This is a genomic window from Tabrizicola sp. (genome assembly GCF_051645465.1).
GTDB lineage: Bacteria > Pseudomonadota > Alphaproteobacteria > Rhodobacterales > Rhodobacteraceae > Tabrizicola.
In genome coordinates, this window is sequence record NZ_JBOFBI010000288.1 from 1 (window position 1) to 19,848 (window position 19,848).

General features: G+C 64.7%; 19 protein-coding genes and 1 tRNA gene. 9 read left to right on the forward strand and 11 right to left on the reverse strand.

Annotation, left to right across the window (positions count from 1 at the left end; translation table 11 throughout):
* Together ACRCSW_RS18080 and ACRCSW_RS18085 are read right to left on the reverse strand one after the other, a co-directional pair.
* On the reverse strand, positions 1-283 hold a 283-nt coding region (locus ACRCSW_RS18080; RefSeq protein WP_438707040.1), incomplete at its 3' end, for a hypothetical protein.
* 115 nt (positions 284-398) lie between these two features.
* The gene (locus ACRCSW_RS18085) at positions 399-1,322 is read right to left on the reverse strand and encodes a DMT family transporter (protein WP_438707041.1); all 924 of its coding nucleotides are present in this window, start codon (positions 1,320-1,322) and stop codon (positions 399-401) included.
* Positions 1,323-1,412: 90 nt separating this feature from the next.
* Here ACRCSW_RS18085 and ACRCSW_RS18090 point away from each other — a divergent pair, with 90 nt between their 5' ends.
* The 4 genes from ACRCSW_RS18090 to ACRCSW_RS18105 all read left to right on the forward strand — a co-directional run bounded on the left by ACRCSW_RS18090 (position 1,413) and on the right by ACRCSW_RS18105 (position 5,388).
* Positions 1,413-2,342, forward strand: coding sequence for a LysR family transcriptional regulator (locus ACRCSW_RS18090; protein ID WP_438707042.1), 930 nt, complete (start codon positions 1,413-1,415; stop codon positions 2,340-2,342).
* Positions 2,343-2,403: 61 nt separating this feature from the next.
* Positions 2,404-3,633 (forward strand): beta-ketoacyl-ACP synthase I, encoded by a 1,230-nt coding sequence (fabB, locus tag ACRCSW_RS18095; RefSeq protein WP_438707043.1) that lies wholly within the window; start codon positions 2,404-2,406, stop codon positions 3,631-3,633.
* A 9-nt stretch (positions 3,634-3,642) separates the two neighbouring features.
* Complete coding sequence (locus ACRCSW_RS18100) at positions 3,643-4,431, forward strand: enoyl-ACP reductase FabI (protein ID WP_438707044.1); 789 nt, start codon at positions 3,643-3,645, stop codon at positions 4,429-4,431.
* A gap of 171 nt (positions 4,432-4,602) precedes the next feature.
* The gene (locus tag ACRCSW_RS18105; protein WP_438707045.1) at positions 4,603-5,388 is read left to right on the forward strand and encodes a metalloprotease; all 786 of its coding nucleotides are present in this window, start codon (positions 4,603-4,605) and stop codon (positions 5,386-5,388) included.
* Between the two features lie 31 nt (positions 5,389-5,419).
* Here ACRCSW_RS18105 and ACRCSW_RS18110 read toward each other — a convergent pair whose 3' ends face one another.
* The 3 genes from ACRCSW_RS18110 to ACRCSW_RS18120 all read right to left on the reverse strand — a co-directional run bounded on the left by ACRCSW_RS18110 (position 5,420) and on the right by ACRCSW_RS18120 (position 8,114).
* On the reverse strand, positions 5,420-6,244 hold the full coding sequence (locus ACRCSW_RS18110; protein ID WP_438707046.1) for a hypothetical protein: 825 nt from the start codon (positions 6,242-6,244) through the stop codon (positions 5,420-5,422).
* Positions 6,245-6,474: 230 nt separating this feature from the next.
* Positions 6,475-6,548 (reverse strand) — tRNA-Gly (locus ACRCSW_RS18115).
* Positions 6,549-6,614: 66 nt separating this feature from the next.
* The gene (locus ACRCSW_RS18120) at positions 6,615-8,114 is read right to left on the reverse strand and encodes a bifunctional metallophosphatase/5'-nucleotidase (RefSeq protein WP_438707047.1); all 1,500 of its coding nucleotides are present in this window, start codon (positions 8,112-8,114) and stop codon (positions 6,615-6,617) included.
* A gap of 291 nt (positions 8,115-8,405) precedes the next feature.
* Between ACRCSW_RS18120 and ACRCSW_RS18125 the strand changes: the two genes are divergently transcribed.
* The 3 genes from ACRCSW_RS18125 (at position 8,406) to ACRCSW_RS18135 (ending at position 10,318) form a co-directional block, all read left to right on the forward strand.
* The gene (locus ACRCSW_RS18125; protein WP_438707048.1) at positions 8,406-8,858 is read left to right on the forward strand and encodes a hypothetical protein; all 453 of its coding nucleotides are present in this window, start codon (positions 8,406-8,408) and stop codon (positions 8,856-8,858) included.
* Positions 8,859-8,921: 63 nt separating this feature from the next.
* A complete protein-coding gene (locus tag ACRCSW_RS18130; protein WP_438707049.1) occupies positions 8,922-9,260 on the forward strand; it encodes a DUF952 domain-containing protein in 339 nt (112 codons plus the stop codon).
* Positions 9,257-10,318 carry a quinone-dependent dihydroorotate dehydrogenase gene (locus tag ACRCSW_RS18135; RefSeq protein WP_438707050.1) on the forward strand — a complete coding sequence of 354 codons (1,062 nt, stop codon included), beginning with the start codon at positions 9,257-9,259 and terminating at the stop codon, positions 10,316-10,318. Before ACRCSW_RS18130 ends, ACRCSW_RS18135 begins: the two co-directional genes overlap by 4 nt.
* A gap of 81 nt (positions 10,319-10,399) precedes the next feature.
* On the opposite strand, the gene ACRCSW_RS18140 is transcribed toward ACRCSW_RS18135, so the two are convergent.
* The 5 genes from ACRCSW_RS18140 to ACRCSW_RS18160 all read right to left on the reverse strand — a co-directional run bounded on the left by ACRCSW_RS18140 (position 10,400) and on the right by ACRCSW_RS18160 (position 15,335).
* Positions 10,400-10,636: an Lrp/AsnC ligand binding domain-containing protein gene (locus ACRCSW_RS18140; protein WP_438707051.1), complete on the reverse strand. Its 237-nt coding sequence runs from the start codon at positions 10,634-10,636 to the stop codon at positions 10,400-10,402.
* A 55-nt stretch (positions 10,637-10,691) separates the two neighbouring features.
* Entirely contained in the window at positions 10,692-12,215 is a 1,524-nt protein-coding gene (locus ACRCSW_RS18145; protein WP_438707052.1) for an ATP-dependent DNA helicase, read from the reverse strand.
* 42 nt (positions 12,216-12,257) lie between these two features.
* Positions 12,258-12,437 carry a hypothetical protein gene (locus ACRCSW_RS18150; RefSeq protein WP_438707053.1) on the reverse strand — a complete coding sequence of 60 codons (180 nt, stop codon included), beginning with the start codon at positions 12,435-12,437 and terminating at the stop codon, positions 12,258-12,260.
* A gap of 137 nt (positions 12,438-12,574) precedes the next feature.
* Positions 12,575-13,867 (reverse strand): crotonyl-CoA carboxylase/reductase, encoded by a 1,293-nt coding sequence (gene ccrA / locus ACRCSW_RS18155; RefSeq protein WP_438707072.1) that lies wholly within the window; start codon positions 13,865-13,867, stop codon positions 12,575-12,577.
* Positions 13,868-14,000: 133 nt separating this feature from the next.
* Positions 14,001-15,335, reverse strand: coding sequence for a 1-acyl-sn-glycerol-3-phosphate acyltransferase (locus ACRCSW_RS18160; protein ID WP_438707054.1), 1,335 nt, complete (start codon positions 15,333-15,335; stop codon positions 14,001-14,003).
* A gap of 198 nt (positions 15,336-15,533) precedes the next feature.
* Here ACRCSW_RS18160 and ACRCSW_RS18165 point away from each other — a divergent pair, with 198 nt between their 5' ends.
* On the forward strand, positions 15,534-17,492 hold the full coding sequence (locus ACRCSW_RS18165) for a protein meaA (RefSeq protein ID WP_438707055.1): 1,959 nt from the start codon (positions 15,534-15,536) through the stop codon (positions 17,490-17,492).
* A gap of 2 nt (positions 17,493-17,494) precedes the next feature.
* Here ACRCSW_RS18165 and ACRCSW_RS18170 read toward each other — a convergent pair whose 3' ends face one another.
* Positions 17,495-18,481: a GlxA family transcriptional regulator gene (locus tag ACRCSW_RS18170; RefSeq protein ID WP_438707056.1), complete on the reverse strand. Its 987-nt coding sequence runs from the start codon at positions 18,479-18,481 to the stop codon at positions 17,495-17,497.
* Between the two features lie 89 nt (positions 18,482-18,570).
* On the opposite strand from ACRCSW_RS18170, the gene ACRCSW_RS18175 reads away from it, so the two are divergent.
* Positions 18,571-19,659 carry a DJ-1/PfpI family protein gene (locus ACRCSW_RS18175; RefSeq protein ID WP_438707057.1) on the forward strand — a complete coding sequence of 363 codons (1,089 nt, stop codon included), beginning with the start codon at positions 18,571-18,573 and terminating at the stop codon, positions 19,657-19,659.
* The last annotated feature ends 189 nt before the right edge of the window (positions 19,660-19,848 follow it).

The following is a 19,848-nucleotide window of genomic DNA, read 5'->3' on the forward strand; positions in this document are numbered from 1 at the left end:
CCTGCATCGCCAGAAGGATGCATGCGGTCGACACCTGCTGGTCCACCAGAAACTCCGGCTTCCCGAACTTGCGCAACTGCGCCATTCGCTTTTCGCGGGTCTTATGCTCGGGCTTGCGGTTGCCGTAGTACTTCGACACCCCCCATTTCGCGAAGAACTTGAGGTGGTCGTCATAAACCCAGTCCAGAAAATCCGCCGCCGCATCGGTGAACTGTTCCAGCGTGTCCCGGTGCTTGCGGATTTCAGTTGTGGTGAACATGCCGTTCGGAACGGATGAGGCCATGAACAAGGCTCCTCTTATCAGTGCTGAAAAAGACGTCGATCAATCCGAAGAAGCTAACACGGAAATCCTGCGGCGCACAGTCTGGTTTCCCGTGCCCGCGAAAGGGCCCACGGAGTCACCCGCCTGCATCGCTCCCGCCTCTCCCCGGCAAAGCAAGGACCGCAAGGCCCGCACCCAGGATCGCGGTCATTCCCGCAGCCGTCCAGATGTCCGGAACTTCGCCGAAGAAGACGTAGCCCCAGAAGGCCGCAAAAGGCAGGTAGGCGTAGTCGAAGGTCGCAATGACCTCGGGGCGGGGGGATTGGTAGGCGCGGGCAAGCCCGATCCCGATGCCCACCATCAGAACGGACAGCATGACGACGACGCCCCAGAGCATTGCGGTCATCGGCTGCCACAGGCCGAGCAGGAACGGATTGCCGAAATCCTCGCCGGGCCCCGCCACGGCGGCAATCAGAATGCCCGACGCAGCACCAATCACAAGAAGGGCCAGGTTCAGCCATAGCGCCATGGCCGTTGCGGAAACCGCCTGACACTTTGCTCGGGTAAGCACCGCAGCCAGAGCGTAGCAGACAGCTGCTGCCAGCGGCCAAAGGGTCGTCAGAGTGAACTCCGCCGCAAGCGGGCGGACAATCAGCAGAACTCCCGCGAACCCGCCAAGAATGGCCATCCAATGAGCAAATCCAATCGGCTCCCGCAGGATCAGCGCGGAAAACGCGACGATGAACAACGGGCCAGTGTAAAGCGCCGCCGCGATGACCGAGAGATCAAGGACCGGGATGGCCGCGTAGATGCCGAGATACATCAGCGCAAGCAGGACACTCCGCAGAATGATCCAGCCAAGTCGCTGCGGCAGAAGCGCGGTTCGTGCCATGGCCAGCAGAACCGGAACGACCAGAGCCGACCGCAGAAGCCACAGCTGCCAAAGCGGCATCGCGGCACTTGACAGTTTCACGACTGCATCGGCCAGCGCCATCGCAAAGACCGTGACCAGGATCGTCGCCACGCCGTTCCGCAACTGGGGGTCCAAAGTCGGCGACATGCCACGAGCTCCATTTTCGCCAGTGTTCCGCCATCAGAAAATGAAGTATAGTCGGCTTAATCGACACCTATTATTTGATCTGATCAATCAATGGAACGCTCCGACCTGCACGCCCTTCAGACCTTCGTGGCCATCGCCGAACAGGGCTCACTCCGTGCTGCCGCCCGTCAACTTGGGGTCAATCCGCCTGCCATCTCGTCACAGCTGAAGGCGTTCGAAGCCCGCATCGGGACCGCGCTTTTCCTGCGCAGCACCCGTTCCGTGACCCTGACGGAAGCGGGCCGCGCGCTTTACGACCGAAGCTGTCACCTTCTGGAAAGCCTTGATCAGGCATTGGACCAGGCCCGGGATGCGCGTCAGGCACGCTCGGGCGTCCTGCGCATCACGCTCCCTTACCGCGCCTGGCAAATCCTGATCGCACCTCGGCTCGCCGAGTTCCAGTCGGCGCATCCAGACGTCACACTCGACCTTCACTTGGAGGAAGGCCTGACCGACATCGTCGCCCGTGGTTTTCACGCTGGTATCCGCCTTGGCGACCATCTGCAGGACGACATGATCGCGCTGCGCCTGTCACAGACCGAAATGGCCGCCTATGTCGCGAGCCCCGCCTACCTCGATCGGTGGGGCATCCCCGCCAAGCCCGAAGACCTCCTGCAGCACAACTGCATCCGCCATCGGCAGATCAGTTCGGGCCAGATCGCGGACTGGCGCTTCATCACACCTGAAGGAGAGACGACGATCGCGGTCAGAGGTAGCCTGATCCTAAACGACTTGCGCGGCACCATAGACGCTGCCTGCCGCGGTTTCGGCATCGCCTGGTCCCTTCAGCGCGGCGTTGCCGACGAGCTCGAAAACGGCGCCCTCACACAAGTGCTTGCCAACTTCACGCCCTCCCGGCCCGGCTTTTTTCTCTACTTTCCCAAGGCCCTGCAAAACCTGGGCCTCCTGCGCCTTTTCATCGACCATTTCCGCGATCACGGGCAGCGCGCATCTGCAAACCCCGTCGCCCTCCACCCCTAACGGCTTGCCCCCTCCCCGCCTCTGCCCTACACAGACCAAAGCCAGTTCCAGGGAGGCCCCCATGCGCCGTGTCGTCATCACCGGGATCGGGATCATCTCGTCAATCGGCAACTCCGCGGCCGAGGTCGAAGCCAGCTTGCGCGCCGGGAAATCCGGGATCGTCTTCGCCCCCGACTATGCCGAACATGGCTTCCGCTGCCGCGTCCATGGCGCGCCGAACATCGTGCTGGAAGACCATATCGACAAACGCGACCTCCGGTTCATGGGCGACGGGGCGTCTTACTCCTTCCTGTCGATGCGCCAGGCGATCGAGGACTCGGGGCTGACCGAAACCGATATCTCGAACGACCGCACCGGTATCATCGTGGGCTCCGGCGGGCCTTCGACCAAGTCGTTCTTCCGCGCCCACAACATCGTCCGCGAGACCGGCAGCCCCAAGCGGATCGGCCCCTTCTCGGTCACCAAGGGCATGTCCTCGACCGTCTCGGCCTGCCTCGCCACGCCCTTCAAGATCAGGGGCGTCAACTACTCCATCACCTCCGCCTGCTCCACCTCCGCCCACTGCATCGGCAACGGCACCGAGCTTATCCAGATGGGCAAGCAGGACATCGTCTTCGCCGGCGGAGGCGAGGAGCTTGACTGGACCCTCTCCTGCCTCTTCGACGCGATGGGCGCGATGTCCTCGAAATACAACGACGCCCCCGAGACCGCATCCCGCACATACGACGCCAACCGTGACGGCTTTGTCATCGCGGGCGGCGGCGGCATCGTCGTGCTGGAAGAACTGGAACACGCCAAAGCCCGCGGCGCCAAGATCTACGCCGAAGTCACCGGCTACGGCGCCACCTCCGACGGCTACGACATGGTCGCCCCCAGCGGCGAAGGCGGCGAGCGGGCGATGCGCCTCGCCCTTGCCACCCTGCCGAAAGACCGCAAGATCGACTACATCAACAGCCACGGCACCAGTACCGCCGTGGGCGACATCACCGAGGTCGAAGCCATCCGCCGCGTCTTCGGCCGGGGCTCGACACCCCCCATCGCCTCGACCAAGTCGCTCACCGGCCACTGCCTCGGCGGCGCGGGCGTGTGGGAGGCGATCTATTCACTTCTGATGATGAACGGCAGCTTCATCGCCGCCTCGGCCAACGTCATCACCCCCGACCCGGCGCTTGATGATGGCGAGATCGTCACCAAGCTCCGCGAGAACGTGCAGCTAGACTCGGTCCTGTCGAACTCCTTCGGCTTCGGCGGGACCAACGCCACGCTCGTCATGTCGAAATACCTGGCATAGGAACCCAACATGGCCGAACTGATGAAAGGCAAGCGCGGGCTTGTCATGGGCGTGGCGAACGAACGCTCCATCGCCTGGGGCATCGCCTCGGCACTGGCGGCTGAGGGCGCAAGCCTCGCTTTCTCCTACCAGGGCGAAGCCTTCGGCAAGCGGGTGGAGCCCCTCGCCGCAAGCCTCGGCTCCGACATCCTGATCGATGTCGACGTGACCAACGAAGACAGCCTCGACGCCTGCTTCGCCGAGCTCGGCCGCCGCTGGGGCAGCCTCGACTTCGTGATCCATGCCATCGCCTTTTCCGACAAGACCGAGCTTACCGGCCGCTTCATCAACACCACCAAGGGCAACTTCCTGAACTCGCTGAACATCTCGTGCTTCAGCTTCATCGACGTGGCCCGCCGTGCCGAAGGCCTGATGCCGAACGGCGGGTCGCTCATCACGCTGACCTTCCAGGGCTCGAACAAGGTGGTGCCGAACTACAACGTCATGGGCGTCGCCAAGGCCGCCCTCGAATCCGCCACCCGCTACCTTGCCAACGACCTCGGGCCGCAGGGCATCCGGGTGAACGCCATCTCGCCCGGCCCCATGAAGACGCTCGCCGGGGCCGCCATCGGCGGGGCCCGCGCCACCTACCGCCATACCGAGGCGAACACCCCCCTCCGCGCCAACGCGACGCTCGAGGCGATCGGCGGCACCGCAGTCTGGCTCTGCTCCGACTACGGGCTTTGTACGACAGGCGAGATCATCCACGTCGACGGCGGCTACCACGTCCTCGGCATGCCGCAGGCCGAGAATTTGTGACCTGGTCATCCGGTCCCGACGCGGTCTTCTAGGCAAACGTCTGAGACAGCCTTGGAAGGCTCTCAAATTCCGGTTCGAGCGCGGTTGCCCCGACAATACCCAAAATTCGCCCTTCCGCGGCGAAGCACTTGAGATATAGCTGCCCGGCACACTCTGACCGGACCCCCGCCCATGCTTCCCCTTTTCGTCGCCACCATATTTCTGCTGACCACGCTTTACGCCCTGCGCGGCGGCCTGGTTGGCAACGGCCGGGCGCTCACGGTTGCGGGGTTCGACACCACCGCTCTCCTGATGGGCGTCGCGGCGGTCGCAGCGGCGGTCTACTTCTTCGATCCGATGTACGGCGTTGCCCTGATCCTCTCGGTCATGGTGCACGAGTTCGGCCACGTCGCGGCCTACCGGGTCTGCGGCCACTCCGACGCGCGGTTCCGGCTGATCCCGCTGATCGGCGGGGTGGCCATTTCAGACCAGGTTCCGGCCAGCCACGAAAAGGATTTCTTCATCACCCTCATGGGCCCGGGCATCTGCATCGCGCCAATGGTGCTGGCCATGGCCCTTTTAGAGCTGGACTGGGCCTACGACTCCCAGTTGGCCGATTTCCTCTGGACCTTCGCCATCGTCACCGGAGCGCTGAACTTCTTCAACCTCCTGCCGTTCTGGCCGCTTGACGGCGGACGCTGCCTGTCGATCCTCTGCCACACCTTCTGGCCCGGTGGCGCGCGGCAGGTCACCATCGTCATGTCAGCCGCCGCCATTGCGCTGGCGGTCATGAGCCAATCCATGGGCCTTACCTTCTTCGCCCTGATGGGGGCGCAAAACCTGATGTTCGGCGGCGACGTCGCCCCATTCCAGCGCCCGATGAGCAAGCGGCGCGGAGCCCTTGCCGCTGGCGCCTACCTAGCCACCATCGCAGCCTTCGGCTTGACCGGCTGGCCGCTCCTCGACTGGTTCTTCTAAGCCCACAACCGTTCGGGGCCAGCCGATCGCCTCAGACCACCACGCCCACCCGGCCTGTCGCCACATACCCGCCAACCGCGTCCCCGGTCAGCACCAGCGTCTGCGCTGCCAGTTCGATATCCGAACTGTCGCGGAAGACGGTGTCGCGGCCCAGGCTCACACGCTCGATGGTCCGTACACTCCCGGCATAAAGCGGGTTCGCGGCATAGACCGCCCGGCACTCGGCCTCGGGGAACGCGAACTGCGAGGTCAAAAGCGCGGCCTTCCCCGAGACCGCCATCTCCGCGCTGGAGAAGACCTCGAAGTGGATGTGCGGCCAGCGACCCGGATAGCACGCCGGGAAGACGGTGGTGAATCGTACCCGGCCCCTATCGTCGCTTATTCCCACACCGCGCAGGTAGTTGCGGTCCTCGGCCCCATAGATCGAATAGACCCCCTCGGCGTCGCATTGCCAGGCATAGACCGCAAGGCCCCCAAGCGGCGCGCAGGCTCGGCGCACGTCCACAAGCGTGATCTCAAGCGCCACGGGCACACCATCTGCCACCGGGGTCAGGCCCCCGATAGAGCCGCGGATGTCCTCGCGGATCACGCCCGCCTCGGTCAGGATGTTGACCGTCTGCCCCGCACGCACATTGGTGCCATCCGCCGGGAAAGGCCCCGCCGTTTCCTCCGGCGGCACCACGCAGACCGCCCCATCCGGCCCCGTGCCGGTCACCGTCGCCGCCCCGCCACGCGTAACCCACAAGGACAGCGCCCCCGCACCCAACGCGAGGCCGCTCACCAGCACCCGCCGCCTCACCAGATGCGGCAGATCGGCGGCAAGCCCCTCGGGCCCGTGATCATCGTGGTCTGGCATGGCGTGCCCCGGCTGTGTCTGGTCATCCTACGCCAACCTGGCAGGCTTCCGTCTCGGAATTCAGACCAACGCCGTGACCACGCGCCTCCCTCCGCCCTCTGTGGGGGAGGGCCGGGGTGGGGGGCACCCGATTGGTTAAAGAGTCCTCACCGACATCAGAAACCATTGTTTTTATGTCATTAAACCGAATGACCCACCGTGGGTCACACATCTTCAGCCAATCAGGGGGATGGAGCGGGCGGCGGGAATCGAACCCGCGTCTTTAGCTTGGAAGGCTAAGGTCTTACCATTACACAACGCCCGCGCTGGCGCTCAGATAACACCTCGCCTCCACAAGCTCAAGCCGCCCCTCATCCCTATCTGTCGGCCCCTACTGCCCAAGCTTCTTGATCCGGCCCTCGACCGCCACGTTCACCGTCCCAAGCTTTTCGACATAGGCCATCACATCGTTGGCCACGAGCTGCCCCGTCGGCCCATCCGTGATGATCCGCCCGCCGCCAAGCGCGTCATAACCGTCGCCCCCGCCCAGGATGAAGTCGTTGACGGCCACCTTGTAAAGCTTGTCCGCCTCCAACGCCGCACCGCCGACCATGACTTCGCTCACCCGGCTACCGGCCGCGGCAGAGGCGTCGAAGGCGAAGCTCAGCCCCGACACCTGCGGGAAGCGCCCCGCCCCGTCCTCGACCCGGCTTACCCCGTTTTCCAGCGCCAGCAGGATCTGCGACCCGGGCAGTTCGGTCACCACGGTTGTGTTGCCGAACGGAAGCTCGGTCAGGATATCCCGCCGCGTCAGCTTCTTCCCGGCGTCATAGGTCGTATCGCCGCGGATGCCTCCGCCGTTCATGATCGCGATATCCGCGCCCGTCATGTCCCGCATCGCGTCGGCGATCAGGTTGCCCATCGCCGACTCTTCAGTCCGCACCACGTTCCGGCGGCTGTCCATCGGCGACTCCAGCGTCCCGATCTCGACGTTCAGGTTCGCATCCAGCGTCGCCCGCAGCGCGTCAGCCATCGCAACCGACTCCGGGTCGGGCGTCACCGTGGCCGTATCGATGAAGCGGAACGCCGGGGTCCAGCTGATCTCACGCTTGCCGTCCTCCGTCATCGTGATCTCGACCGTGAGGTCAATGGGCGTCAGCAGCTGCCCGTCGACCGACGTCTCGACATAGGCCGTCACCCCGTCATAGGCCGTCGCATAGGAATGATCGTCGCCCGACAGGATCACGTCAAAGGCATGGCTTGCAATCAGCTCGCGGTCGTTCGCCATGTTGGTCTGCACCACACCCACCACCAGATCGGCGCCGTCCTCGATCGCCTTCTCGGCCGCCGCAATCCCCATCTCGACCGTCGGCAGGAACTTCAGGCTCCCGGTCGAGGACACTTCCGGCGAGGTATCCTGCGCCACCGGGATCAGCGCGATCTTCAGCCCGGCCATCTCTTTCATCATCACCCCGCCCAGTCCCTCGATCGGGCTGCCGTCGGCGTTGGTGATGTTGATCGCGGCCCAGGGGTACTTCGATGCCTTCATCTTCTCGAAGAAGTTCTCCGGCCCGAAGTCGAACTCATGGTTTCCCGGCACTGCCAGATCGAACGGCACCAGGTTGGTGAAGTCGATCGTGTTCTGCCCCTTGTCGAAGCCCGACGCGAGCGAGGGTGACAGCATGTCGCCATTGAAGACATAAAGCGTGTTCGGATTCGCCGCGCGCTCGGCCCTTGCGACCGCATTCAACCGGGCAAAACCGCCCCGGCCGTCCTCTTCCTCGAAGTTGTAAACATCGCCGACACCCAGCAGGGTCAGCTTCACCGTCTCGGCCCCGGCAGGTGCTGCCAGCAGCGCCGCCAGAACAGCCAGTCTTGAAATTCCAGGCATTGCGACTCTCCCCAAGATTGTTGCGCGAATGCGCGAACTCTGCGCCTCAGTCACCGCAACTGTCAAAGGAGCATCAACGATGCCAATGACCGGCAGGTGACAACCGGCAAACCGTTGCCGCCTGACCAACCCCAACACATCACCAAGCAAACATCCGCCTGATTGGCGACGCTGGGGCATTTGTCCACAACTGGGAATTGCGCGGCCCGGCCTCCATCAGTAGCCTTCCGTCAGGTGCGCTGCCTTTGCCTGCGGCCCCCGTTGCCAACCGATGTTTAGGAGTTTTCCGCGATGGCCATTGAATGGATGATCGTCAAGAACAGCTGGACCAAGAAACCGATCGGCGCTGTGGGGTTCGTTGATGGCAAGCTTGCCATCGTCACGGCGTTCTTCGAAGACAAGGATGCCGACCAGGACGGCAAGGTCAGCCTGGGCGAGAAGGTCTTCTCGTTCGGCAACATGAAGGGCAGGGCCGTCGCCGAGGTGGCGAACCACGCCTATGCCGACCGCGACATCATGATGCGCGATGCCTCGATCTATCAGCTGCGCGGCCAGCTGACCGTCCAGTTCGCCGCAGGCCTTCTTGCTGAAGGAATCTACAAAGCCTACTTCTCAATGGGCGTGGGCAAGGTGGCCGGGGCCATTGCCGGGGCGATTGCCAAGGACGCTGTAAAGTCCTTCGTCATCAAGAAGGGCCTCGAGAAGGCGGTCGAGAAAGCCTACCGCGAGTCGCTTGGAGTTTAGCGTAGCATAGTCCCCGAAGCGCTGTTCTTGACCCACGCCTGGCCTTAGGGCATGCACGGCGCCATGTTGATCCTCAAGATTTTCCGCCGCCCCGAATGGGATGCGTTCCGCGCTGCCGGCGAAACGCGCGGCGCGCCGGTCGATCTTGCCGACGGCTTCATCCATTTTTCCACCGCCGCCCAGGTCGCCGAGACCGCCGCGAAGTGGTTCGCAACCGAAAGCGACCTTGTCCTTGTCGCCTTCGACGCCGATCAGCTTGGCCCGCATCTCAAGTGGGAACCCTCGCGCGGCGGCCAGCTCTTTCCGCATCTCTACCGGCCCCTGCGGCTGGAAGACGTGGTCTGGGACAAATCCCTGCCGCTCGGGGCAAGCGGCCATATCTTCCCCGAGGGGTTGTGGTGAGCGGCCTCGAACGGCTCGGCCTCGCCCTTCTGCACCGCCTCGATCCCGAGCGCGCGCACGGCCTGTCGCTTCTGGCACTGCGCCTTGGTCTTGCACCCCTGCCCGGCCCCGTCAGCCTTCCCCGCCTGGCCACGACGCTTGCCGGCATGCCGCTTCTGAACCCCGTCGGGCTGGCCGCGGGCTACGACAAGAACGCGCAGGCGATGAAACCCCTTTCCCGCGCCGGCTTCGGCTTTATCGAGGTCGGTGCCGCCACCCCGGTGCCCCAGCCCGGAAGTGACAAGCCCCGCCTCTTTCGCTTGCCCCTCGACCGCGCGGCGATCAACCGCTTCGGCTTCAACAACCAGGGGATGGAGCGGATCGCGGCCCGCCTTGCGAACCGGCGGCACGGCCCTGTCCCCGTGGGCCTGAACCTCGGCGCCAACAAGACCTCGGAAAACCGCGCCGCCGATTTCGCCAAGGTGCTTGCCCGGTGCGGCCCTTATGTCGATTTCGCGACAGTGAACGTAAGCTCGCCCAACACCGAACGGCTGCGCGACCTGCAAGGCGCTGCAGCGCTGTCCGCCTTGCTGCGCCGGGTCATGGAGGCCCGCGAGGGCCTTCAGCGTCCGATCCCGATCTTCCTGAAAATCGCGCCCGATCTCGATCTGGTCGGCCTTGAAAGCGTCGTCGAGGTGGCGCTGGCCGCAAGGATATCCGGGATCATCGCGACCAACACGACGCTCGACCGCGGAGGTTTGAAATCTGCAAGCCGCAATGAGATCGGTGGCCTCTCCGGAGCCCCGTTGTTCGAAAAGTCTACACGCGTCCTGGCCGAGCTTTCCAGGATGACCCATGGGATGCTGCCATTGATCGGGGTCGGCGGGATCAGCTCGGCCGAAGAAGCCTACCAGAAGATCCGGGCCGGAGCTTCCGCCGTGCAGCTTTACACAGCGATGGTCTACCAGGGCATCTCGCTGGTGCCGCGGATCGCCAGGGGCCTCGACGCGCTTCTCGCCCGCGACGGATTTGCAAATGTCGCAATGGCCGTCGGCACCGGTCGCAACGCCTGGCTTTAGACCGCCACCGATCAGCCTTTCATCTTTGTCCAAGTATCCTCGGGGGGTCCGGGGGGCGAAGCGCCCCCGGGGTTGGGCCCTTCAGAACGCCTTGAACGTCATCGTTGTCAGCGTCCGCTGAATGCCCGGGATGTCGAAAAGCTTCGACGACAGGTAATGCCCCACGTCTTCCCCATCCGGGATGTAGACCTTCGCAATCAGGTCATAGTCCCCGCTGGTCGAGTAAAGCTCGCTCACCACCTCGCGGTCCCAGATCGCATTGGCGACCTCATAGGTCATGCCGGGCGTGCAACGGAACTGGACGAAGACCAAAGCCATGAGGACCCTCCGATTTCCCTCCGAACCTACTCCGCCCGCCGCAAAAGGGGAAGGCTCAGCGGCCCTCGCCCAAAGCCAGCGGCGGCGCCGGGACCCGCAAGTCGTCCACCGACAGCGGGCCGGAAGGCCGCGCCAGCCGGTTCCTGACCACCCAGTACAGCCGATGCTGCGCCCGGGTGATCGCGACATAGGCGAGCCGCTTCCACAAGGGCGCCCCAGCCTCCGACCTCCCCGACTGCGCCGCCGCATAAAGGTCGGGCGCGAAGACCTGCACCTCCTCCCACTGCGAGCCTTGCGCCTTGTGGATCGTCACCGCCGCGCCATGCAGGAACGCCGCCCCCATCCGCGCCGCATGCGGGATGAACGGCTCCTCCTCATCCGGCTTCTCGATCTTGATGATCGACGCGGCCGAGACCTGCGGGTCCTCCGCCCCCACCACATGCAGCCGCGCAAAACCCTCGCGGTTCCCTTCCCCCAGATAGATCACCTGCGCGCCCTTGATCAGCCCTCGCGCCTCAAGGTCGATCCGCTTCTTCCGGTGCTTCAGCGGCAACTCGATCCCGTCGCAGATCAGGGGCTCCCCCGGCAGAAGCGCATCCTCCGGCGCCCCGTAGGCGTTGCGAAAGGCCTGGATCAGCCGCACCCGCGTCGCGTTCCGCCAGACCAGCACTGGAGACCGCGCCATCAGCCCCGCCTCAACCCGCTCGGCCCAGACCACCCGGTCATCGTCCCGCGCCTTGGCCTGAACCAGCGCCTCGAACTCCTCGAACCCCAGCCGGTCATCCCCCAACGCATGGGCCAGGTCGAGGATCGGATTGTCCTCCGCCTGCCGGTGGATGCGCGACAGCACCAGCTTCCGCCCCTCGCTCAACCGGTCAAACACCATCTCCCCGGACTGCCCCACGGGCGCCAGCTGCGCCGGGTCACCGAACAGCACCAGCGTCGGGAAAATCTCACGCAGGTCCTCGAACTGCCGCTCATCCAGCATCGACGATTCATCGACAAAGCCCACATCCAGCGGCTCTTCCCGCCGCTTCCAGCCCTTGATGAAATCGCTGCCCTTCAACCCCGCCGCCGCCAGCGCGCCGGGGATTGAAGCCACCTGCTGGTAGAACGCATAGGCCCGGTCCAGCGCCACTTCGGTCAACCCCTCGACCGTAGGCCTCGTCCCCGTCCCCGCCAGCCACTCGGCGATCTTCTCGTATTCCGGGTCATAGACCGGCGTGTAAAGGATCCGGTGGATCGTCGTCGCGGGCACCCCCCGCAGCCGCAACACCGAAGCCGCCTTGTTCGTCGGCGCCAGGATCGCCAGCGTCCGGCGGTCCTTACGCCTTCTCCCCTCGTAATCGCCCGAGACGACCTCTACCCCCGCGGCTTTCAAGCCCCGGTAAAGCTCGGCCAGAAGCATGGTCTTGCCCGACCCGGCCTTGCCCACCACCGCCAGAACGCTGGTCCGCCCCTCGGCCATCGGTGACAAAGTGCCCTCGACCGGGTCGATGCCCGCGCCGATGAAGGCAGCGGTCAGCCGGTCATAGGCTTCCGCCTGGTCTTCGGAAAAGGTCAGCGCGGGGGCCAGCATGGGCGGACCATAGACCGCGCCGACCGAAAGCGTAAGACCGCCCTAATGCGTTTGCCGTCCGGCCCCGAAGGTCAAGGGCACCGAGACGCTTCCGGCCTCGGCGATCTCGCGCCGGGCCTCCAGCATTGCCTCTTCGGCCTTCTCTGCAAGTCCTGGCAGGTCGTTCCGGGTGGCGTAGTCATGAAGATCCGACAGAACGTCGAAGATCCAGTCGTGGTGCATGAACTCCTCGGGCCGAAAACCTGCTGGCACAAAACCCGCGAAGGTCACGGGAGAGCCGGGACCGACGCGCGCGTCGATCCCGGCACGAAAGCACAGATTTCCATACCGAGGGTTAATTCCTGATCAGAGCCTTCGAATTACCGACCAAGGCTCGCCTCAAGCGTATCTTCGAACGTCCGTAGCCCGGTCCTTGGTGCCTGGACCAGCACCGCCATGTTCCCAGGCTTGTGCTGGTTCTTCCACATCAGCGTATGCGCCTTCGGTATGTCCGCCCACGGGAAGACCTCGGACATGCAGGGGTCAAGCCGCCGTTCGACCATCAGCTTGTTCGCCGCCGCTGCCTGCTTCAGATGGGCGAAATGGCTGCCCTGCAGACGTTTCTGGTGCATCCACATGTACCGCACGTCAAAGGTGCAGTTGAAGCCGGTGGTCCCCGCACAGATCACCACCATCCCGCCCTTCTTGCACACAAGCGAAGACACCGGGAACGTCGCCTCGCCCGGGTGTTCGAAGACCATGTCGACATTCACGCCCTTGCCGGTGATGTCCCAGATCGCCTTCCCGAATTTGCGCGCTTCGGCAAACCACACAGCGTATTCCGGGCTGCCCACCTTCGGCAACTGCCCCCAGCACTTGAACTCGCCCCGGTTGATCACGCCCTTGGCACCCAGCCCCATCACGAACTCGCGCTTGGACTCGTCCGAAATCACCCCGATCGCATTCGCCCCCGCCGTGTTGATCAGCTGGATCGCGTAAGACCCAAGGCCCCCCGACGCCCCCCATACCAGCACATTCTGGCCCGGCTTCAGGTCATGCGGGGCATGGCCGAAAAGCATCCGGTAGGCAGTGGCGAGCGTCAGCGTATAGCAGGCACTTTCCTCCCAGGTCAGATGCTTCGGGCGTGGCATCAGTTGCTGCGACTGCGCGCGGGTGAACTGCGCGAAGGACCCGTCCGGCGTCTCATACCCCCAGATCCGCTGGGTCGGCGAGAACATCGGGTCGCCGCCGTTGCACTCCTCATCATCGCCGTCGTCCTGGTTGCAGTGAATGACGACCTCGTCGCCCACCTTCCAGCGCTTCACCTTGTCGCCCACCGCCCAGACGATCCCCGAGGCATCCGAGCCCGCGATGTGATAGGCGGCCTTATGGCCATCAAACGGGGAAATCGGCTGGCCCAGACCCGCCCAGACGCCGTTGTAGTTGACGCCCGCCGCCATCACCAGAACCAGCACCTCATGGCTGTCGATCTTCCAGGTGTCGACAACCTCCTGCAGCATGGCCTCTTCCGGCGCGCCATGGCGTTCGCGCCGGATCGCCCACGCGTACATCTTTGCCGGGACATGGCCGAGTGGAGGCATCTCGCCCAGCTCGTAAAGGTCCTTCTTCGGCGCATCATAAAGCGCGGGTGCGGTTTGCGTGTCCAAAGCCAACATGAGCCTCCATATCATTGCCGCACTGCAGAATCGGTGCGCCCTTACGCGCAAGATAATATTCTTGCGCGCAATTTTGCAATAGTATGATTGGGCGATATTGAAATTTTATGTCTGCCGCATCGCAGCGCCGCTAGACCTCCGGCACCGATGCCGCATAGAACGCCAGAAGCTCCCGCTCCGACGCCACCGGCTGCAAATCCGCCGTCACCACCCCCCGCCTCACCAGCGGCTCAAGCCCCTCAGCCAGGATCACCGCCACCCCTTGCGGCGGCAGCTTCAGCACCGCCCCTTTCGCCTTCAACCGCCCGATCAGCGCCTCGATCCGGGCCACAAGTTCCTCCCGTGACCCGGCCCCATCGCCCAGAGCCCGCGCCACCAGCGGCACCGGCAGGACCGGCACCACTTCCGAAATCGCGGTCATCAGCCGCTCACCCAGCCCCGCAACCGTCCCGCCCGCCGCCACATGCGCCCTGAGCGAGATCGGCGCGCCAAACCCCGCGGCAGCCGTGCCAAAACCCTTGCTATGCCCCCGCATCCGCGCCCAAAGAAAATGCACCGCATGCATCGCAACCCACAAAGGCCGGTTGCGGAACCGCCGCGTCTCGCTCCTTGCCGCCTCGATCAGCACCCGGTCCTCCAGCACCCGGTCATACGCGAGCCCGACCGGCACGAAGATCACGTCACGGTCGTCCGGCTGCCACCCTTCCACGATGTAACTGAGCAACCCCAGCTTCGCCGGCCCGACCCGCCCGTCCAGCGACAGCCCGCCTTCCGGAAAGATCGCCTGCGTCGTCCCCTCCTCGGTCGCCATCTGCACATAGCGCGCCAGCACCTTCCGGTAGAGCGCATTGCGGCTCCCGCGCCGGATAAAGTACGCCCCCATCGACCGGATCAGCGCGCTCAAAGGCCAGACCCGCGCCCACTCGCCCACCGCGTAGGACACCGCCGACCGATCCGCGACAAGCCACGTGACCAGCACATAATCCACGTTCGACCGGTGGTTCATCACGAAGATCACGGCGGCCTTGGGGTCAAGATGGCCAAGCTCCTTGTCGATCTTCCCCACCCGCACCCGAAACAGCAACCGGCTCAGCCACTTCGCCGCCCGCGTGCCGAACCCGAAATAGACCGTCGCCGAAAACCCCGGCACAATCTCCCGCGCATAGCGCTGCGCCTCCTCGAACGCGACCTCGCCCGGCACCCCCGTCTCGGTCGCATGCGCCATCGCGGCCTCGACCACTTTCGCGTCATAAGCCAGCCGCGCCACCATGTCCGACCGCTGCGCCAGCTTGAATAGATCGATCTTCCGATCCAGCCGCGCGTTCAGCCGCGACAACGCCTTCTCCGCCCGCCGCCGGAAAAACCAGCGGACCGAGGGGAACAGGAAATTCGTGGCGAAACTGACCGCGGCAAACCCGAGGATCAGGATCAGAAGCCAGACCGGGACCGCGACTGTGCCGAACATGGCGCCACCCTGCCCGAAACCGGACGGAAGTCAAAACCCTCGTCGATGACTTCGTCACTCCTCGGTGCGCGGCCCCGCGACGAGGAGACGAAGTCGAACGAGGAGCATCGCCGCAGCGCAGCGATTGACATTGGCATGAAGTTTCCCGTATCCAGTCCATGACGCAATAAAATTACCAAGCCGACTCCTGAGGCCAAGATGACCAAAGACGCCCCCTGGCTCTTCCGCACCTATGCCGGCCACTCCACCGCCGCTGCCTCGAACGCGCTCTACCGGACCAACCTCGCCAAGGGGCAGACCGGCCTTTCCGTCGCTTTCGACCTGCCCACCCAGACCGGCTACGACAGCGACGACCCCCGCGCGAAGGGAGAGGTCGGCAAGGTCGGCGTCCCCGTCGCCCATCTCGGCGACATGCGGGCGCTCTTCGAAGGCATCCCTCTGGAACAGATGAACACCTCGATGACGATCAACGCCACGGCCCCCTGGCTCCTGGCGCTTTACATCGCGGTCGCCGAGGAACAGGGCGCCGATGTCTCAAGGCTGCAAGGCACCGTCCAGAACGACATCATCAAGGAATACCTCTCGCGCGGCACCTACATCCTGCCGCCCGAACCGTCCCTCCGCCTCATCACCGATGTCGCCGCCTACACCGGCCAGCATCTCCCGAAATGGAACCCGATGAACGTCTGCAGCTACCACCTGCAGGAAGCCGGAGCCACGCCGGAGCAGGAACTGGCCTTCGCGCTCGCCACCGCCTGCGCTGTGCTTGATGATCTAAAAGTGAAAGTCCCAGCCACCAACTTCCCCGCAATGACCGGCAGAATGTCGTTTTTTGTCAATGCTGGCATCCGGTTCGTGACCGAGCTCTGCAAGATGCGCGCCTTCACGGCCCTTTGGGATGAGCTCTTGGAGTCCCGCTACGGCATCGCTGACCCAAAATTCCGCCGCTTCCGCTACGGCGTCCAGGTCAACTCCCTCGGCCTCACCGAACAGCAGCCGGAAAACAACGTCACCCGCATCCTCCTCGAAATGCTGGCCGTCACGCTCTCCAAGAACGCCCGCGCCCGCGCCGTCCAGCTTCCCGCCTGGAACGAGGCCCTGGGCCTCCCTCGCCCCTTCGACCAGCAATGGTCGCTTCGGATGCAGCAGATCCTGGCCTACGAGACCGACCTTCTGGAATACGACGACCTCTTCGACCAGAACCCCGCCATCGACCGCAAAGTCCAGGCCCTGAAGCAAGGCGCCCTGGAAGAACTCGCCCACATCGACGCGATGGGCGGCGCGGTCGCGGCCATCGCCTACATGAAATCCCGCCTCGTCGAAGCCAACGCCGATCGCCTCGCCAAGATCGAATCCGGCGAGACAACCGTCGTTGGCGTGAACCGCTTCACCACCTCGGAACCCTCGCCCCTGACCACCGGTGAGGGCCTGATCATGCAGGCCGATCCCAAGGCCGAAGCCGACCAATGCGCCCGCCTTACCAACTGGCGCGCCACCCGCGACCCACAAGCCATAGCCCAGGCCCTCGCCGCACTGCGGCAGGCCGCACAGTCGGGCGAAAACATCGTGCCCGCCTCCATCCAATGCGCCAAGGCCGGGGTCACCACCGGCGAATGGGGTGGCGCCATGCGCGCGCTTTACGGCGAATACCGCGCCCCGACCGGCGTCAGCCAACACCCCTCGAACCGCACCGAAGGCCTGGAACCCGTCCGCGACGCCGTCGCCCAAGTCGCCACCAAACTCGGACGCCCGCTTCGCCTTCTCCTTGGCAAACCCGGCCTCGACGGCCATTCCAACGGCGCCGAGCAGATCGCCACCCGCGCCCGCGACTGCGGGATGGAGATCACCTACGACGGCATCCGCCTGACCCCCGCCGAGATCGTCACCGCCGCGCAAGACCGGCAACCCGACGTCATCGGCCTCTCGATCCTCTCCGGCAGCCACCTCCCCCTCATCCGCGAAACCCTGCAGCTTCTCGACGAAGCAGGCCTTTCACAAACCCCCCTGGTCGTCGGCGGCATCATCCCGGACGAAGACGCAAAAACCCTGGTCGCCATGGGCGTCGCCCGCGTCTACACGCCCAAGGATTTCCAGCTGAACCAGATCATGCTCGACCTCGTGGCGCTCGCCGACCCCGCCCCGGTCGCCGCCGAATAGCTTCAGCCCGCCGACCTGAACCTCTCGCGGTAGAACCCTGGTGCGACGCCCACCCTCCGGACGAATGCCCGGTGCAGCGAAGCCAGACTGCCGAACCCCGACCTCTCCGCAACCCGCGCCAAGGGCCAGTCCGAGCTTTCCAGAAGCGCCTTGGCCCGGTCCAACCGGCTCGCCTCGACAAAGGCCGCAGGCGTCTGGCCCAACTCACGACGGAAGGCCCGCAGCAGCGAACGCTCGCTCATCCCCGCCTTCGCGGCCAACGCGGCAGCGCCAAGATCGGCATCAGGATACTCCAGGATATGCGCAACCAGCGCCCGAATGCGCGGCGCGGCGCCCATCTGCACCTCGATACTGCGGCTGAACTGCGACTGCCCGCCAGGACGGCGCATGAACAGAAGCATCTGCTTGGCCACCTTCCGCGCCAGATCAGCCCCACAGTCGGCCTCGACCAGCGCCAGGCAAAGGTCGATCCCCGCCGTCACCCCGCCGGACGTGAAGAACGGCGGATCAACAACGAATATCGCATCCGGCTCCACCTTCACCTTGGGGAACAAGGCCGCAAGCAACGCAGCCCGGTTCCAGTGCGTGGTAGCCCGCCGCCCGTCCAGCAGCCCCGCCCCCGCCAGCACAAACGCCCCCACGCAGACGCTCGCGACCCGGCGACACCGCCTAGCGACGGCGCGCAAGTCATCCACGAGCACCCGGTCGGTCGCCGCCGCGAGCAAGGCCGCCTCGCTGCCACCAGTGACGATGATCGTATCCAGATCAGCGGGCAGATCGCCGAAAGCGGCCCCCGCTGCGAAGACCAGCCCCGCATTCACCGTGATCGGTCGACCGTCTGGCGTGGCAAAGACCAGTTCGTAGGGTTGCGAACCCGACAGCTCATTGGCGGTCGCAAAGACCTCTAGCGGGCCACTGACATCAAGCGACTGCACCCCATCAAAAGCCAAAAGCGCGATCCGGCGGCTGGCGGCGGGTGGTGCGATCATGGCGGAAACTGCAATACCTGTCTGATTTCCGCCAAGCCTAGAATAAGGGATGCTTAAGGCCAACCGCAAAGATCCGCCGGAAGCCTCGGATGACTGGCACCAGACTTATCCTGATCAGCCTCACAGTGCTTCTTACGCTGATCGGATACACGGCTCTGAACCTCAGCGGGCCGGTGCGTGCCGCCACAGCCGAGGAGCAGGCCCGGACGCTCCAACTGCCACCCCCAAAAGCTGGCCGGGACAAGGCGCTTGTCGTCGTCCTTGCCCAGAACTCGGGCACCGAGACCACCGACTTCCTGGTTCCCCTCGGCATCCTCCGTACCTCGGGCGCCGCCCAGGTCATCAGCGTCTCGACCGACCCCGGCGATGTCGCCCTGATGCCCGCGCTGACCGTCCGCGCCGACACCACGCTTGACGCGTTCGACACCGCCCACCCCAAAGGTGCCGATCTGATCATCGTGCCGGCCATGCATGACCGTAAGAACCCCGAAACCCTGGCCTGGTTGCAAGCCCAGCACCAAAGCGGCGCGGTGATCGTGTCAATCTGCGAAGGCGCGTGGCTGCTCGCCCACGCCGGGCTTCTGGAGGGCCGCCGGGCCACCACGCACTGGTACGCCCTGCCCCGCATCTCTCGCAAGTTTCCCGGCACGACCTGGATCCGCGACAGCCGCTACGTCGTTGACGGCGAGATCATGACCACCACTGGGGTCTCGGCTTCGATCCCCGCCACGCTGGCACTTGTCGAAGCCCTTGCAGGGCACAAGACAGCGCTCGCAACCGCCCGCGAGCTTGGGATCGAAAGCTGGGGCGCAGCTCACGACACGGGTGCATTCGCGATGCCCTTTGGCATGAAACTGACCGCAGCCAGCAACAAGCTCGGCTTTCTCGGACATGAGAAAATCGACCTTCCCGTCGTCGATGGGACCGACGAGGTCACCCTCGCACTTTACGCCGACGCCTGGTCACGCACCTACCGGTCAAAGGCGCGCGCAACGAGCCCGGCCGGATTGGTCACCTCGAAACAAGGCGTTATCTTCGTGACCAGAGCGCCGTCGGGCGGCCTTGTGCTAGGGCTTCCGCCCGATCCCGCCACAGCCATCGACCATGCCCTGACCCAAATCGAGACGCGTTATGGCCGGAAGACCCGCGAATTCGTCAGAGTCCAGCTGGAACACTGATCGGCCAACCCCGGGGTCCTTGGACGCCCTTTCCACACCCGAGATCAAGTCACGTGCCGCAGACCGCGTAGGCCAGGCGCTCAAATGACGCCAGCAAGCGATGTCAAACTACAATACGGCAGGTCGAGCGGCAGGTATTCCTGCCTTCTCGAACCGTCGTAAACGGCCTAGCACTGACGCAGGCTCTCA